The sequence below is a fragment of the Haliea salexigens DSM 19537 genome, assembly GCF_000423125.1.
GTDB classification, from domain to species: Bacteria; Pseudomonadota; Gammaproteobacteria; order Pseudomonadales; family Halieaceae; genus Haliea; species Haliea salexigens.
In genome coordinates this window covers 251,482-268,367 of the sequence record NZ_AUHJ01000002.1, presented here as the reverse complement: position 1 = coordinate 268,367, position 16,886 = coordinate 251,482, and the positions used below count along the sequence as shown (strand labels likewise).

Below are 16,886 nucleotides of genomic sequence, written 5' to 3'. Positions count from 1 at the left end.
CATATTCAATAATAAGGAGTCATCACATGGCACGTTATGCTCGCAATCAACTGGTACTGGCCGTCGGCTCAGCGACCCTGTTCAGTACACTGGCGACGCTGCCTGCAGCTGCCATCGCCCAACAGCTGGCACTTGAGGAGGTGGTGGTCACCGCGCAGAAACGCGAAGAATCACTCCAGGATACCCCCATATCGATCTCGGCATTATCGCGAGACGCCCTGGAAAAAATCCGCTTTATGGATATCACGGATCTTACGGGTGAGATACCCAACCTGCAGATCCGCTCAACCGCCGGTGATAGTAACGGTGCGACAATCGCTATCCGCGGAACCGTGACAACCAACCCCAACATTAATTTTGAACCCACGGTTGGCATCTATCTGGATGGTGTCTTTATCGCGAAAAATACCGGGAATCTCCTGGATTTCGTGGACCTGGAACGCATCGAGGTCCTGCGAGGCCCGCAGGGCACCCTGTACGGCAAGAACACCATTGGCGGGGCCATCAACCTCGTTACCCAGAAGCCCACTGGAGAGTTTGGTCTCAATGCCAAATTTGGCGTCGGCAGGTTCGACGAGCGTTTTGGCAAGGTCACCGTCAATTTCCCCGCCATCGGTAGCATCGGAGAAGGCCCGGGCCAGCTATCCAGCAAGATCACCTACCGCAAATACCAGCGTGATGGTTGGGCCGACAACGTGTTTTCAACCATCAGTCCGTTCGCGGAAGCACCGTCCTCGAGAACGTTTGGGGAAAAAGATGACGAGGCAGTTCGCCTGTCTCTGCTGTGGGACATCAACAATCAATGGAGCGCGCGCTACGAGTACGACCGATCCGAGATGGATCGAACACCGCCTCTGATGCAGCTCACCCGAATCACGCCCAATGGCCTGTTCGACCCAGAGGGCTTCCTGTGTAGCCCCACCCCGATTCAGGGCGCGTGTTTTTCCAACACTCAGCTGCACAACTATGCCGAGTCCGAGCGCTTAAGCACCGCCTCCAACAATGATGGCGGACGTGAAGAACTGAAAATCACCGGCCATGCGCTAACCCTTGAGGGTGGCAGCTTCGAATGGGGTGCGATGGGCGATGTCAGTTTGCGCTCGATCACCGCGAGACGGACGACGGACTCGCTAAACCTGCTCGACCTCGATGGCACCAATGTCGGTATTACCGGTTTCCTCAGAGACATCGATTACGAGCAGCTGTCCCAGGAGTTCCAACTGATTGGTTCAACCGATCGGGTGAATTATGTATTGGGCCTGTTCTACTTCGAAGAAGAGGCGTTCGTAAACAACCCCGGGGTTAATTTTGGTTACTTTGAGCAGTTCGGTGCCACCATCAACCCTGTAATCACCCAGTTTGGTTTCGACAATGACGCCCTTGCTGTGTACGGTCAGGTGGACTGGCGTCCGGAGGGTTTCGACGATCGCCTGAAACTTACCCTTGGGGCCCGGACCACAAAAGAAAACAAGGACTTTCACAAACTGCGCATCGAATCCTCAGGCATTGTTTCCGTTCCCTACACCGAGGTGGATGACAGCTACAATGACACTTCACCCATGGTCGCAATCTCCTGGGATATCGACGAAACCCGAACCGTCTACGCCAAAGTCGCCAAGGGCTTCAAGAGTGGTGCCTTCAATCACGCCGCCACAACAGTCAGCGCCTTCCAGCAAGGCTTCGACTCCGAGACCTTGTGGTCCTATGAGCTTGGCCTGAAGTCACGCTGGCTTGATCAGCGGCTGCAGGTGAACGCCGCGGCCTTCTACAGCGACTACGATGACATTCAGGTGTCCAACTTCCTCCCGGATCCCAACGCCGGGGCGGTATCTATTGTTGATAATGCTGGCAAGGCGCGCATCAGCGGGCTTGAACTGGAGTTGGCGGCGCTTCTTACCGAAAACCTGGAGCTCACTGTCAATTATGGTTACCTGGATGGAGAGTATACTGAGTACACCGTGTTCGATGCTGCGCAAGGCGTCAATGTCGATGTAAAGGATGACCGCGTTATTCCCTTCCTGACAGAGCATTCGAGCAGTGTAGCGCTGGATTACAACCGTCCCATCGGGTCGATTGGCACCCTGGGCATGAGGCTTGCCTGGTCCTATATTGACGATCAACCTGTTTATCCTGACAATTTCGAAAGTACCTTCATCGAAGCCTACGATATGTTCTCAGCGCGTGTGGCCCTGAGTGACATCCCGGCAGGGGATCAAGGTCGGGTTTCCATTGCCTTGTGGGCAAAGAATTTGACCGATGAGGAATATTACGTGCACGGCATTGATTTTGGCGCCTTTGGCTTCGCGGCGAACCAATTTGGTGACCCCAGAACCTTTGGGGTCGAAGTCACGTACAATTACTGATTGGATTGGACCACTAACCGGACGAGGCCCCCTATCGGGCAACCATTGATGCCTAGAGCTGAACACAGGGCTGAGCGCCAGAACTTGATTGCTCGATCGGCGGCCGAGATCATTGCGGATGAGGGCATTGAAGGGGCTACCTTCCGTGCCATCGCCCAACGATCCGGCCTGTCCAAGGGCGTAGTCGAGCACTATTTTTCCGGCAAGCAAGACATCATCCGCAAGACCCAGGAATGGATCAACCAGCAAGCACTCTCACGAGAGCAGCGCGCCACACGGAGGAAACGAGGGCTTGCGGCTGCGCGCGCACGTATGCTCTCCCTGATGCCGGTGAACCGTGAACTTATCAGTGAATGGAAAATTCGAATTCACTACTGGAGCTCGGCAATCGCCAGTCGCGATGAACAGCTTGGTATGAGCCTGCGTATTACCGGGGCAAGGGAGCGTTTCAGCGGCGACCTTCAGCAAGCGGTAGCTGATGGAGAGATACCTGCTGGCACAGACATTCAGGCAGCCACCAATGTGCTGCTGCACCTCCTGGCAGGCGTTAGCTGTAATCAGCTGGCGGACCCCACGTATTACACACGCAAGTACCAGGTTACGCTGATTGATGATTGTCTCAATCGCTTACAAAGTGGCCGGGGCCTACCCCTTTAGCACGCCCCGACCCGATGAGCGCGCTTACAAGGTGACGAAGCGCTTATAGAGCCCTCGCCGGCGCGCGGCGAGCTGTTCCTTGCGGCCTTCCGGGGTGATCCGTTTCACGCCTGCCGGCAGCACGGCATCCAGTTGATCAAAGTCAACCAGGGTACAGCTATAGCGCGGGTTCTCTTTCGCGAACATCCAGCGTCTGCCCATCATGCCTTCAGTGTGGCCGCAGGTATCCAACCAGTTGGGCAGGCCCGGATCTTCGTGCGCCGCCACCAGAATAACCTCGCCGTCGTCTTCCAGCACCGCATGGTGATTGTTGGTGCCGGCAAGGTGGAACCGATAATCCATGGTTTCCCACCACGGGTTGTTGAATTCCACATTCCAGAACAGGCACTCAGGGGGCCGCACACGCAGAATCAAGGCCTTGCCCTCGGGGATATTCCAGTAACAAATATCCGGGTCGCCGCCCGGGGTGGCATTCACCCCGTCGCCCGTCAACTCTCGCCAGCTTTTAAAGGCATTCGGGTGCTGCCGGTACATATCAATCACGTCCTGCCAGAAGTTGACCGTTGTATGCAGCCATCCAACTGATGCTTCCATCGCTTGCATCATATTTTCTGCATTATTGGCAATGGGCTCTATGCCCGATTCCCCGACAAGATCCACCATGGCAGACATCGGCGCTTCATTTTCCCAGTCCGCGAAGAACTGGCGAATCGTAACCCGAAAGTCCCTTTCCGTTATCCGTAACCAGTTCCCTTCATGAGGTTTGGCGCTGACTATGACCTCAAAGCTCCCATCGGGCTCAACTTCCATTTCATGACCATACAGGGCAGCACCCATCGCACCTCCCCAGGGTGTGGAGTCGTCACGCTCGACAGTTGTAAAGGATACGTAGCGGGCACCACCCAACTTGCCATGGAGCCGATAGGTATTCCGGGCATCGACAGCGAAGCCCGAATAAAAGGCGTCCGTATTGTCGCCACCCTGCTTTACGTGCGGATTCATGTAATTGAACAACGTTGGCCGGGCGGGGTCCGCATTCACATAATTCATTGCCAACCCCAACTGCAGGTTTTGCAGCACATGCACAATCGTGCTGGCTTCTCCCAGAGGATAGCGCGCCGAATTCCGCTTCAATCCCGTCAGCATCGCCTGTTCAATGCCCTTCGCCAGGCTTCGCGTTCTACTTTCAATAGACAGAGGCCGCGAGGCCGGTTCCGCGGCGGCATGCGGCAAGTTCGTCATGGATGCCAGTGCGGCAAACGACGCTACACCCTCAAAGAAGCCCCGGCGGCTCAAGCCACCACTATGATCATTATTCTGGGTCACAGCACGATCCTCTTCTTGAACAAAAAACGGTGAATATCGGTTAATCGGCGAAGTGAGCCATTGTTGGAGGCTCCAGCTCTGGCCGCGAACTGCGCTCAATCCATAGTAACGACGACCGGGTGTGTTGCAATTGCTATCGAGGAGTAGTGGTTCATCTTTACAAACCGGACATGTGTCCTAACTAATGCCGTTGTTTTACGTTGATCTTCTTCATGAGGCGCACTCGTGACGGGGGAGCTTACGGAGCTACCTCCTCAAATGAACTGTGGTCCGGGAAATGCAGGGCGGGGAATCTCGGAAAAGTTCGCTTATCGCCCGAACGTCCACTCCGCCAACTGCTGGTCCGCCTTCAGGCGCGCCCGCTGGTGCAGCATGGCCTGGTAGATATCCGCGGGGGCCGGTTCCTCAACCAGGGTCGGCAGTGACACCGCGGCCTCCAGCAGGAAGCGCTCACGGTACGGCGACCCCAGCCACGCCCGATCCCACCAGTCCAGAATACGCCCGTGCGCGGATGACAGGGCCAGCGCGGATGGCAGCTTGTCGCCCTTGGCCAGGTTGACGTCGCTGCGGGCGGGCAGCAGGTTCCACAGGTCATTGTTGAACCAGCGCGACCAGGGGAAGCAGTGGTCGATATGCAGCCGGTTCACGTCGCGGACACGGGTATCACTCCACACGCAGGGCACGTCCACACCCTGCTGGCGCAGGTCCAGCAAGCGGCCGGCCGCGAGGCTGGTATCGCGCCTCCCCTCCTCCCAGGCAAATACCTGCTGGTCGCCGGCGCGGGGATCACTCACATTCCACTGGCTGTGCAGCGCCGCCCACTCGCGCAGGATGGCGGGCTCCAGCCAACAGGCGTACTGGCCCAGAGTCTGCCAGATCGCGGCGGGAACACGGAACACGCCGAACCGCGCCAGGTACTCCGCGGAAATCACCAGCGGCTGCGGCTGGAAACGAAACCCGCGCCGTTCGAATTCAAATACAGGGTCAGCCCGGCCGGGCCAGGTAATGTAGCGGGTGGGCATCGTGGTGATATTGGCGCAGGCATCGCGGATGGCCTGAGTGACGATGGCGGCATGGTCCGCCGCCAGATGGCCGCCCACGCGCAGGTCATAGGGCGATATCTGCGCCAGCTTCCAGAAGGCATCCTTGGCGAAACCAAGTCCCTGCCCTGATTTAGGGCGCTCCCGCAACTGGTAGTCGAGCACCAAGGGCTTGTACTGCTTCAGCCAGTAGAGGCCGACGATACCGAGCGGAATCTCCACCCAGTCATCCGAGCGCCGCATCACCACCCCGGGCGCGCTCTCGGCAATCCGGGTGAGCACCCGCAGCAGCCCCAGCTTGTAGGACGCCGACTTGTTGTCGTTGACAATGATGTGGCGCAGCAGCGGCAGACTGCCGGTGCCATCATCCGGGATGGTGAACACCACCGTTTCCCACTCCACGTGGGCGCGGGTCTGGTCCGGCTGCCGGACTGGATCCTTCATCACTACCGCCCGGCGCTGGGCGAAGACCGCGAGCTCCGCGGCGGATACAGGATGAAAACCGCGCTCCCGGTTCTCCTGCTCATCGCTGCCGTGGCGCAACGTGATCACCAACGTACCGCCGGGCTTCAGCAGCTCCGTGAGGATGCGGAAGGCCCGGTCGCGCTGGCCCGGTGGCAAATGCATCCAGACGGCGCTGAGCAGCACCAGGTCGAAGCGGTGGCCGAGGGTGCGCAGGCGGGAGAGTTCCGGCAGGGAGTCGTCGAGCCAGGTGACATTGGCGTGGGATTTGGGTATGGCCAGTTCGCGCATGCCCCGGCTGGGCTCGACCGCGATGACGTCCCAGCCCTTCTCGGCTAGCCAGTTAGCGTCGCGGCCGGAGCCGGCGCCTATGTCGCAGGCGAAGCCGGGGTTTCTATCTTCGAGACCGAATGCCCACTGCGAATGAACAAGCGTCGAATCAACAGCGTTGTACTGATCTGACAGACTCGTGGCTTGCTTGTCATACACGTTAGTAGAATTCACGCTCTGCGCCATTCGCCTGACTCAAAAATGACTCTAGGAACCGACTACAGCCCCACTCGAACTCAGTCATTGAAAACCTGATTCCGGTGATACTGCAAGAAACTCGGGTCAGGTCTAAATTTTTCGGGAAGCACTATCGGCTTGCCATCGTACGCAGCGATAGCTGAACAAAAAAATGGATCTGCATTCTTCATGGCGGAAGATGAGACCCGCACAGTCAGATCATTTGCGATCGTTATAAAACCACGATCAAACGCCTTATCGTGCAGAACTGACATCGCCAATCCATTCCTGGGGTTCAATCGATTGTGTTCATCCTGGCTCCAGGGAACAATATGACTCGCGACCAACAACTGAGGTAACGCAAGACCGCTTACACAGCACCGGTAGTCATATGCGCTGAGCACAGAATTACGGAAGAATGCCTGCCCTACGCGGACACTAACGAGTGACTCCTTTGTCGATCCTAAAAAGCTGACGTCTTCGACAGAGTCTCTGTATTCTCCTCTCTCCCCGGCCAAATCGTGACCAACAGAAAGCCTCTCCTGAGCCGCGTGGACTGCCATTACGAACTGATCCCAGTTTTCATTCATTTCTTGCCACATGGCCTTATCCGCGGCTGAGGCACCCGACAAACCCGAGCGACCACTTGCCACTATTGCTGGGTCTAGGCTTGCTATATTTGTCAGCTTCATAGCGAGCGCGGATGGTGTTCTCCCGATTCTCTCCGCATTCTCAATGATGTCAGGGTTTCTGTAGTGCAGCTTCCCAAAAGGTAGCCAACAGTACAAACCGAATGCGATCAGCAACTGTTCCCGGGTCCAAGCGGTTCTGCTAGTCAACAGATAACTCCGGATGATTCTTACAACAGCGGCCGACCGTTAGGCCTCTCCGGTGACCGAAGGAAGCAAACTGCTTGTGCTGGTTATGGGGCATGCCTCTACCGCCACTGAGTTTCCCAGCGATGTAAGATATGAAGTCTTCCGGGTTTAGCGCCATATGAACCAAGGAGTGCGATCCTGCTGAACTAGTGCAGCGCATATTGCTCCGATCTGAGCGGCTCCTGATTTAAGCCCCGAATCCTTCTCAATCTGCTTGCAAACAGCATCCCAAGTGCCGCAGAAGTCGCGAACCGCCCACACACCATGTCCAATCATGTACGTGTAGTTCACGCCATCTACGATCCTCTCATCAGCGAAAATGGCGTAGCTGCCAGGCACAAACAGATTGCCGGGGACGTGATCAAAATCCTCTATGAAGTCATCGATAATGTCTGTCAGAGACATTTTTTCAGATGCCAGTAACAATGCTGACAAAAACTCAGTTGGACTGGCAATTAGTTCCTCGCATGTTGACTTATTTCCCGCAGCACGACTCCTTGTGAATCTGTATGCACCTGATCCGGATAATTGTGGCACGGCAACGCGCCCCTTATAACGGTGAAAGGAATGGCAAAGTAAGCCGAAGATCTGCTCGGCCTCTTCCGACAAGTTCATGTCTTGTGCAGCGCACAAGAACACGACAAGGCCACACGCTTGCTCATCGGATACGGCGACGATGGAGCATGCATATAGTTCTAGAATTTTACGAACCAATTCTTCCGTGCTAGGGGCATCATGCGGCACTTCACCTTCTAATGTATCGGCGATAATTTTCGCTGCACCGAGCCAACCGAGAATTCGAAGAATCCTAATCGGAAGAAAGTATAAGTCGGCTAAAGCGGTGTGGTCACTCAATAAGTGATACTCGTTTTCTTCGAGCGAGGCGCAAACGGCTCGGGCCGCGGAACTAATTGACCCCACTAGTTGTTTGGCCATAGTACTCACGATGCTCGCCACAACTTGGTCGTCGACATAGCGCAATAGCGATGCTATGCATGCACCGAGCAATTCGACCTCTTCGAATGGGTCGCTCGAACCAGCCAAAAGAGGCAGGAAGGTATTGGCTAAACCATCTACTATGGCAGGTGCAGCCTCGGATTCGGGAGGAAGGTCGCTCAAAACTGATTGCGTTAAGCGTAAGAAGCTAATAGCGTCGAAATGGTTTGAACTAGTGAGATAAAGCTCCCATATCCTGTTCGTATGTTTGGCAATTACAATTGCGTCGACCACGCCACTCCGCAGTCCTTCTGGCAGTCCTATAACAGGTGTTTTGGATTCGGCGAAACATGGGTTACGGCAAAACTGTGTTCGACCAAAGAGGTTTAGCCCCCAATTTACCGGTGCCTGTTGATCATTGCTGCTCATTAGCTCAGCCACCGAATATCCTATTTCGCTCAAGCTGAGACTCGGCCGATCAGCTAGTACGCATTCCTCCCCTGACAAACACTTCAATAGAGCGGCCGTGGCTATGCCGTGCCCATTAATTTCTCTAGCGTTCTGATCGGCAGCTGCTGCGGCCAATACCGATAAAGAGGGGGTGCCAAGAGCCCCAATATTAGTCGGCTTCAGAAAAGTTGCCACATCGTATGCGATTCCTCCAGCTTGGCAGGCATCGATTACAATATTCGAGTCGCGCACGTTCGCTTCATTAAGCCACATGAAAAGTTCTGTCATCCCAAGAGCAGAAACGGTAAGCCGATCGATCATAGTATCGCTTGCACATAGGAAATATGCCCCATCTTTGACGCCACCGTGACCGGCGAAGAAAAAGGAAAGTTCAATTCCAACGTCGACAAAAATAATGCTCTGTATTGCTTCCTTTACTTCTTGAGAAGTAGGGGAATGAAGCAAGATAGAATGCTTCTTGTCATAAATAGATGTATCACTGTTTACGAGAGCTTCAAATATCGCGCTTGCGTCATTTTCAGCTCCAGCTAAATTGGAGAGCTCATCACAGGAGTAATGATCACAGCCAACAGCAACCAAAACTTTCACAGCTAGTCCTTACCTCTTCTGGGAAATCTCGATTTGCGTTCTCCTTCCTTTTCTAACGCTGCTTGGCTTTTTTTCTGAGTAATTTTCCTAACGCGCTCCTCGAAGCCTGGCCCCTGTGCCGACAACTCTTTCAGCATCTTTTCCGCTAGTTCGGGCCCTGCGTGTATTTCTGGGAATGACACATTACCGTTTCGATCCACCCCAAATTCAATTTTCTCGAGCATCTCTATAAACTGCTCGGCTTTGAAACCACCGCCTTTTGCATTAACCACGTTTCCTGTCTTTTCTGTAGACTCGTTGAGGGCCTGATACATGGCGCGCATAAGCTCCTGCATCATCCCGCTCACAACCGCATTCACATATCGACTCAAGGCGCCAACGTCGTTAGCGACGATCTCCTCAAATGTAACCCTAACTTCCATAGAGTGAACCTGCATTTCATCATCTTCATCGTCCGCAGATTCTTCAGTTGATCTTGAGTGCCACCTGGTCCCATGTGAATAACTATACACATTGTTACCAGAAAACACTGATCTTCGCTGCTCTCGCATAGCTGCAGCCACATCATCAGATAGCGCAGCATCAAACTCCGATAACTGAGAGGTCATGCGAAATGGAACTATGCGATCGTCATTCATACTCTTGAATTACTTGCAAAAGGGCCTACGTGAATTGAAGAATCTTACTTGGGAGTGACCGCCCCATAAGGCCGTGCACTGCGGCGGCAGCGGGGCTGACGTCCGGCGCCATCAGGCGCGAACTGCTGCACTTGGTTATGAGGCGTTCTCATCAACCACACTCACCCGTTTGAGGGCTGTCCTCTAATCGGAGGGCCGTTCTGACAAGACCATCTGCATCCAGAAGCTGTAAGCTGCCGTCATCAGAAATGGTTCTGTACCGCTCTCCCGACTGAGAGTTCGCAAGTGCATACATATTTCCGGAAAGCTCTTGAAGCTCTAGCACTGAACTGGAGCCATCAATAAACTCCGACCTTAACTCAACGTGCCCATCTTGCGTTAAAACAATGGTCATTACTCTATTGAATTGAGGCATGCTCGGGACTGCCCGGTCACACCAGCGACCGACTGCGGTTTCAGCATTGGCGAAACTAGACAATAACAGTATACAGAGTCCCCCAGCGAAACCGGCTTTCAGCCGAAAGTTACGATTAACCATTTTCATTCTCCCAGTCAAGGTATTGATCAGCTAGCGCCTCATAACGCTTCAAGCAGAGTCGCCAGTTGTGGCGTCCCGGCGCGGAGCGAGAGCTTGCGAGCGTCCGGCGATCGTAGTGAGCGAATTTAATAGCCTTGCTAAATTTTCTTTTTGCGTGATCAACTTCGACTCAGTAAAACCGCATTCAGTGCAATTGTATTCGCTACGAATTCCGCCCAACCGCCCAAACTGGCGATCACGCTTACTAAATTCGACAACCCACGCCGGCTTTCGACACTTCGGACAGTGCTCGCATTCAAACCACTCTAAGTTGCGCACCCGTTCTTGAACCTCCAAAACCTGATTCTTGAGATTTATGTTATCTCCCTGGAGTTCGAGCGCTGACTCGCGCAGCTCAATGATTTTCTCTTGAGCCTAAATCGTTGCCCCCTTCTTCATAAGGTCAACAATATCCTTAGTATCCTGGAAGTGCCATGGAGTCTCCTGAAATTTAACGCCTCAAACACTGGCGCAGTTTTTCTGCGCCCGAGTGCTTTGAGTTTTTAGAAGCTAAATTACGGTGCCACTTACCTTTAGGTCGCATATTTTTTCTTTAATCAATTGGCATAGCTGGTCAGTGGTCGCAATAGCCATCAATTCATCTTGAGTGATCACAACAATATCGCGGCCTTCCTTGAGCGAGTTCGAAATAACATCTCTTGCCGCTGTTCTTTCTGCAGCTTCGCCGGAAATACCGTTTGCAGCAAATAGAATTCCGAAACTTAGTCCTCTATTTTTGAGCTTTGTATCAAACCAATTCACTTCGATACTTCCTAAGGGCTTGGACCAGTTTTTACATTCCGCTAAGATGAAATTTGGTAGAAAGAAGAAGCCCTTTAGCTTCTGCTCATTGAAAAAAGCGATATCTACTTCTTCTGAATGAGCATCGTTTAGTACATTTCGTCTTGTAATAGATATTCCAGGTACTTTTCCAACAACATAACAGAGCAACTCTTCAAATGCATCACCTTTCCCTTTGGTTGTTGTCGCAGCTTGGCCTTGCGCAACATAGCCAGAAATTTTAGCTAGGGATAATGTAGCCATCTTATCCCCTCATGCCATGAACACGCTGGTTTCTAAGATCTCTTATAACTTCACCAAAACTATTACCCTCCAACGATCTCAGCAATTCGAAAGCAGAAACGGCAATGATATTTGATGGCAGGTCATAGAAGTACTGGTCTCGCTCCGGGCCACTGAGATAGATTAAGAGGCCATATTTCGAGTTTGAATCCAAGAGGTAGTGATTAAGTTTGTCTACAACTCGCTCAAGTTCAGAAAGTGATTTGATTCTTGACTTTACTTCCACGATTAGTGGGTTTGCGCCAATATACGTGAGCTCATCACTCCAAATTGCTATGTCTGGTCTATATTTTCCAGATCGAAATTCTGAGACTATGTTAACCCCCGACTTTCTTATAGCTTCAGCGATTAGCTTCTCGAATTCCCGAGACACTTTTCCTTTATCACAGGCACCCAAGATTTTTTCTTCAATTTCACGCAATGATTCTACGTACTTCTGAGAATAGGCTCCGATCGGCTTGCTAGGTATGAAGTTATATTTCTTTTTTGAAGTAGGCTTTTTTCCGTACCTTAAAACCTCCTCCACATAGCTCGCTATTTCCTGGTAATGGGATGAGTCCAAACGGATGATCGGAAACTCAGAATAGTCGATCGGTATGTTTCCAGCATCGTAGGAAGTGGCCAATAAAACCTTTTTCCCAATACCAAAAGCTATGCCTGCTTCAAAGAGCACAGATTTGAGAGACCTTTCATCGTCAGCTATACACAGGGTTATGTCGCAGGATTTAATTACCGATGCAACCGTAGAGGCGTAGCTCCCTTCAAATTCATTAACATCCGTGGCAAAAACGGCTTTGATATCGCGACTTCGAAGCTCATCTGCAAGTTCGATCACCCAGCTTTTCTTAGGTATTGAGATATAACAGGACTTCATAGTAATTCCTTATTTCTCCGTAAATTCTATCGCTTTAGGCTGCGGCAAGCGTAGCGTGTCCGTAGCCCTAACTTGTTACGTGTCGACGGTATGAAACGCCTTAAGGAATGACTTTCGATCATGGTACAGAAAACGTTTATGTGCCTCATGATTCATAGGTCTCTTGGGTTCGGTAAACGCAGGCATCACATACCCCCACGTAGAATTTCTTGCAATGTAGATCACGAAGTCCACATTGCTGCCCTCCCATCGATTTTCAAGAACATGAACTTCGCCTTGGGCTTCAATAGTCTTCACTTGGAGACGGTGATAATTTGGGCCGTCTGAAATGAGAATATCAGTCTTGTGGCCATGATCGAGTACTGGCGCGAACACTTGCCATCCGTCGTACATCAGCCAACTAATAAGGGTGTTTTCATAACTCGTATTCTTTAGAGCCTGGTGGGTACCATCTGGTGTTTTTGTAGTTCTTTTTGGCAAAACTAAATCCTTATTCAGACATGTAACAGCTAATTATGCGGATCACGCCGTACAACACGACGCCGACTAATTCCTGTATTTCCAGCAACACACTCACAACTTTCCCTCTACAGTCAGACTGTTGCAAAAAATCGTTCCCAACCTAACCAGATTAACCGCCCCCAGCTGCATACATCACAACCTCCTAACCCCCACCTCCCCCAAATACATAAACCGCCCCGGCGTACACGTCAGCACCACCACCTGCGCGTCCCTGCCCGCCGCGGCAATCGCCGCGCCCATGCTCTGCAGGCGGGTGGGGTCGGAGAAGCCCAGGGCGTCGTCGATGATCACCGGTACGCCCCCCTGGTCGGCGACGATGCGGGCGGCGGCCAGGCGGGTGAGGATGCCGAGCTGTTCCTTGGCGCCGACGCTGAGGGAGTCGAAGGGGATGGTCTTGCCGTCGCGAATGACGTCGAGGATGGTCCAGTCCTCGCCCAGCACGATGTCGAAGTCGCTGCCGAAGACGATCTTGCCCAGGCTGCGGATGCCGTCGCGCAGGGGGGCTACGTAGGCCTGGCGGGAGGCGTCGCGCTGTGCGTTCAGTGTTTCCCACAGCAGCTTGGCCGCGGCGGCGCGGCGTTCGATGGCGGCGAGGGTGTCCTCGGCTTCCGCCAGGGCCTGCTCGGCGGCTTCCAGTTCCTCGAACAGGCCGTTGGCCTGGGCGCGGTCCAGGCGGCTCTTGAGTACGGCCTGTTCCTGTTGCTGGTCGATGATGTCGCGCTCGGCCCGGCGCAGGGCCTGGCTGGCGTTGTCCCGCTGCAGGCGGGCGCTGTCCGGGTCTTCCGCCTGTAGCTGGGCGCGCAGCTGTTCCAGCTCGTCGGTGATGGCCGCCAGTTGCTGTTGCCGCTCGGTCACCGCCTGTTCCAGGGCGGCGTCAGGTTCGGCCTCGCGCTCCTGCGCCAGGCTGCTGCGCTTGTCCTCGAGGACGCTGCTGAGCGCGTTGAGCTCGGTGCTGGCCTGCTGCTGTTGCGATTGCGCGCGGGTGAGTTCATCGCGCTGCTCAGCCAGGCGGCCGGCTTCCTGGTCCAGTTCGGATTCGCAGGCGTCCAGGGCTTCGCTGGCGGTTTCCAGTTGCGCCCGAGCTTCGCGCTCGCTGGCGGGCAGTTCCTGGCCGGGGTCGCGCTGCTGCAGGGCGTCGTCGCAGGCCTGCTGCAGGCGCGCGCAGTCGGCCTGTAGCGCCTCTTCGTCCGCGCCCTGCAGGGTGTCCTGCAGGCGCTGTTGGGCGGAGCGAAGCAGCTGTTCGCCGCCGGCCCGCTGTTCGTCCAGGGTGATGGCCTGTTCCACGCTCTTGACCTGGTAGCGGGCCAGCAGGGTATCCAGTTCCTGCTGCTTCGCGTCCACCTCTGCCGCCAGCTCACCGGCGGAGGCCGCGGGGGCGATGGTGATGCGCGCCAGCTCAGGGATGTCGATCTGCAGGCTCTCTGCCACCTGCCGTTCCAGCGGCGTGCCGGGGCGCAGGCTTATGGCTTCCCCGTTGAGCTGGAATTCTGCCGCTTGCAGGGCTTCGATGCTGAGGCGGGTGGCGGCGTTGTCGCGGGTGCGGCTGGCCACATCCAGGGCGCTGGCGGCTGCCTGGATGTCCTTGCGACCTTCCACGGTAATGTGAATGTCGGCCAGGGTCTTGCGCAGTGCCGCGAGTTCAGCACGCTGCGTCTGTACCCGCTCCAGCAGCTGCTGCAGGCGCGCCAGTTCGGCGGCGTCCCGCAGGTAGGCGGTATCGCGGCGGGCCTGCTGCAGGGCGTGCTGCAGGGCTCGGCGCTGGGTTTGCAATTGTTTGTGCGTAGCCTCCGCTGCCTGCACGGTGCGCTCCAGTTCCGTCGCGTGTTCGGCCAGGGGCTGCAGCGCGGCCTGCTTCTGCGCGAGGTCCTGCTCGCGGCGGGCGATGTCCGCCGCGGCTTCCTGGCGCTTTTGCCACTGAGTGCGGGCGTGGTCCAGCAGCTGCCGCAGGGGCTTGCCCTCCTCCTCCTTCGCGGTCAGCCGGGCCTGCAGGCTGTCGATGGCGGTCCAGCGCTGCTCGTGCTGTTCCTTGGCTGCTTGCAGCTCAGGCAGGGCGCGCTGCAGGCGGGAAATCTCCGCGGAGACGCCCTCGAAGCGGCGCAGGTCGTCGTCGAGTTCGCGCAGGGTGGTCTTGAGTTGCTGCACCTGGGTGCTGTGCTGCTCCACCCGCTGTTGCTGCTCGCCGTAGCGGGCCTTGCCGGTCTTCAGGGTGAAGTAGCGTTCGTACTCTGCCTGCACCGCGTCAAACAGGGCGCTTTCCTCGCCGCTGACTCCGGCGCCGCCGGCGGCGTTGTCCAGCGCCCGGGCCAGGCCGTCGGAGTCCGCCAGTCTGACGCCGCCGATCTCCTTGCCCTGCTCCACCAGCAGGGCGTCCCACAGGGCCATGTCCATGTGGCCGCTGAGGATCTCCCAGGCGCGGTTGTGGGCGTCATCGCCGGTGAGCTGTTCCGCCCGCGGGGCGAGGATGCGCAGTTCGGTGCCATGCTTGCGGTTGTAGGTCTTGCTGTAGTGGAAGTGGTAGTCGCCGCAGCGAACTTCGGCGGCGACGCTGCTGCCGACGTCCTGGCCCACCGGCTGCACGGCCTGCACTTCCTTTTTCTTCGAGCCGGACTTTTCCCGGAGCAGCATGCGCAGGGCCTCCACCAGGGAGGACTTGCCAACCTCGTTGGGGCCTTCGATCAGGGTAACGGCATTGTCGAATTCGATGTGGCTTGCGCTGACGCCGCGCCAGTTTTCCAGGGTGAGGGTGAGCAGCTTCATGCGCCGCGCGCCTTTTCATTGCCGCCGGCGCCGCCCGCCAGCCGGTACATCAGGCGCAGGGCATCGGTGGCGGTGTCGTCGCTGGCGGCCCGTTCCAGCAGGGCTTTCCAGGTGGCGTCGGCGTAGCCGCTCAGCGCAATGGCGTTGTCGTCCAGGGCGTCCGGGATGACTGCCAGGTCCGTGGTGCGCGCGCGGCGCTTGAGGCTGGCGAAAACGTGGGATTGCGAGTCCAGCAGGGCATCCAGCTCCGCCGCCAGCGCCAGGTTGACGCTGCCGGTAAAGCCGACCTTGAGCACGGTGCATTCCTTGCCGCGCACTGCATCCAGCCACTGGGCGAAGGCCGCGAGGTCTTCGGGGGCGTTGATATCCCGCTGCAGGGCCTGGAATTCCCAGAAGCCGGTATTGAGTGATGTGAGAGTGCAGGTGTCGTTAGCGAGTTCTACCAGCAGCGCCTGGTTGGGCTCCACTTCGTCGAAATCCGTGACCAGCGGCGTGCCGGAATAACACAGGCGGCCGCTGTTGCCGACGTTGGTCAGGGAGTGACGGTCACCCAATGCCACGTAGTGCACCTGCCCTTCGGCCAGCGCCTGTTCCAGCCGCGCCTGGCTGACCACCCCGGGCTGGCTGTGGTCCGGTGACAGCGAGTCCACCTGGCCGTGGCCGAGCAGGATGCGGGTTATGCCGGGGGCGGGCTCCAGGGCTTGCAGCGCCCTGGCACAGAGGTCTTCCGCAGGGCGCTTGCTGAACCAGGGTGCGCCGACCACTTCCACATTGGCCAGCCCCGGCACCGGAATCGGCTCGTTGTTTTCAACCACGATGATGTGGTCGCGGGCCTGGTCGCGAAAAGCCTTGCTGCGGAAGATCGAGGAGGCATCCAGCGGGTCGTGGTTGCCGGGCAGCAGGAACACCGGCACCGATACGCTGTTCAGCGCATCCAGCGCCCGGATCAGTGTCTGGGCGGAGAGCTGGTTGGATTCAAACACATCCCCCGCTACCACCATAAACTGTGCATGGTGCTTCTCGGCCAATTCTCCGAGCGCACGAATCGCATCAATGCGTGCCTGACTGTAGCGCGCCGCCGCCTCCTGGCTGAGGAAGGCGCGGGTCATGCCGATCTGCCAGTCGGATGTGTGGATGAATTTCACGTGTTGTTATTTCCCCCAATTGTCAGAAGTATGGGGGAAACCGTACCCCCTGCCTACGCACG

Annotated in this window: 11 protein-coding genes; 2 read left to right on the top strand and 9 right to left on the bottom strand. The window is 56.0% G+C overall.

Annotated features, from left to right (window positions below; all coding sequences use genetic code 11):
* Nucleotides 1-26: 26 nt before the first annotated feature.
* Nucleotides 27-2,363, top strand: coding sequence for a TonB-dependent receptor (locus G533_RS0103960; protein WP_027948844.1), 2,337 nt, complete (start codon nt 27-29; stop codon nt 2,361-2,363).
* A 48-nt stretch (nt 2,364-2,411) separates the two neighbouring features.
* Entirely contained in the window at nt 2,412-3,020 is a 609-nt protein-coding gene (locus tag G533_RS0103955; protein ID WP_027948843.1) for a TetR/AcrR family transcriptional regulator, read from the top strand.
* A 24-nt stretch (nt 3,021-3,044) separates the two neighbouring features.
* Here the strand turns inward: G533_RS0103955 and G533_RS20430 are convergent, their stop codons facing one another.
* The 9 genes from G533_RS20430 to G533_RS0103905 form a co-directional block, all read right to left on the bottom strand.
* Nucleotides 3,045-4,445 carry a DUF1214 domain-containing protein gene (locus tag G533_RS20430; RefSeq protein WP_144079780.1) on the bottom strand — a complete coding sequence of 467 codons (1,401 nt, stop codon included), beginning with the start codon at nt 4,443-4,445 and terminating at the stop codon, nt 3,045-3,047.
* Between the two features lie 209 nt (nt 4,446-4,654).
* Nucleotides 4,655-6,352 (bottom strand): class I SAM-dependent methyltransferase, encoded by a 1,698-nt coding sequence (locus tag G533_RS0103945; protein ID WP_158413390.1) that lies wholly within the window; start codon nt 6,350-6,352, stop codon nt 4,655-4,657.
* A 62-nt stretch (nt 6,353-6,414) separates the two neighbouring features.
* Nucleotides 6,415-6,957 carry an HNH endonuclease gene (locus G533_RS0103940; RefSeq protein WP_205622533.1) on the bottom strand — a complete coding sequence of 181 codons (543 nt, stop codon included), beginning with the start codon at nt 6,955-6,957 and terminating at the stop codon, nt 6,415-6,417.
* Between the two features lie 384 nt (nt 6,958-7,341).
* A complete protein-coding gene (locus tag G533_RS0103935) occupies nt 7,342-9,228 on the bottom strand; it encodes a caspase family protein (RefSeq protein ID WP_027948840.1) in 1,887 nt (628 codons plus the stop codon).
* Nucleotides 9,229-9,230: 2 nt separating this feature from the next.
* The gene (locus tag G533_RS0103930; RefSeq protein ID WP_144079779.1) at nt 9,231-9,866 is read right to left on the bottom strand and encodes a hypothetical protein; all 636 of its coding nucleotides are present in this window, start codon (nt 9,864-9,866) and stop codon (nt 9,231-9,233) included.
* A gap of 1,087 nt (nt 9,867-10,953) precedes the next feature.
* Nucleotides 10,954-11,487, bottom strand: a complete 534-nt coding sequence (locus tag G533_RS24430) for a hypothetical protein (protein WP_144079778.1) — start codon at nt 11,485-11,487, stop codon at nt 10,954-10,956.
* 1 nt (nt 11,488) lies between these two features.
* Nucleotides 11,489-12,400, bottom strand: coding sequence for a hypothetical protein (locus G533_RS0103920; protein WP_027948838.1), 912 nt, complete (start codon nt 12,398-12,400; stop codon nt 11,489-11,491).
* Nucleotides 12,401-13,054: 654 nt separating this feature from the next.
* Nucleotides 13,055-15,679: an AAA family ATPase gene (locus tag G533_RS0103910; RefSeq protein ID WP_027948836.1), complete on the bottom strand. Its 2,625-nt coding sequence runs from the start codon at nt 15,677-15,679 to the stop codon at nt 13,055-13,057.
* Nucleotides 15,676-16,824 (bottom strand): metallophosphoesterase family protein, encoded by a 1,149-nt coding sequence (locus G533_RS0103905; RefSeq protein WP_027948835.1) that lies wholly within the window; start codon nt 16,822-16,824, stop codon nt 15,676-15,678. Before G533_RS0103905 ends, G533_RS0103910 begins: the two co-directional genes overlap by 4 nt.
* Between the last annotated feature and the right edge of the window lie 62 nt (nt 16,825-16,886).

What these genes read in the sequence shown, in the direction of transcription:
- G533_RS0103955 (WP_027948843.1), top strand. Translation starts at nt 2,412, where the DNA reads ATGCCTAGAGCTGAACACAGGGCTGAGCGCCAGAACTTGATTGCTCGA.
- G533_RS0103930 (WP_144079779.1), bottom strand. Translation starts at nt 9,866, where the DNA reads ATGAATGACGATCGCATAGTTCCATTTCGCATGACCTCTCAGTTATCG.
- G533_RS0103910 (WP_027948836.1), bottom strand. Translation starts at nt 15,679, where the DNA reads ATGAAGCTGCTCACCCTCACCCTGGAAAACTGGCGCGGCGTCAGCGCA.
- G533_RS0103920 (WP_027948838.1), bottom strand. Translation starts at nt 12,400, where the DNA reads ATGAAGTCCTGTTATATCTCAATACCTAAGAAAAGCTGGGTGATCGAA.
- G533_RS24430 (WP_144079778.1), bottom strand. Translation starts at nt 11,487, where the DNA reads ATGGCTACATTATCCCTAGCTAAAATTTCTGGCTATGTTGCGCAAGGC.
- G533_RS0103940 (WP_205622533.1), bottom strand. Translation starts at nt 6,957, where the DNA reads ATGTGGCAAGAAATGAATGAAAACTGGGATCAGTTCGTAATGGCAGTC.
- G533_RS0103960 (WP_027948844.1), top strand. Translation starts at nt 27, where the DNA reads ATGGCACGTTATGCTCGCAATCAACTGGTACTGGCCGTCGGCTCAGCG.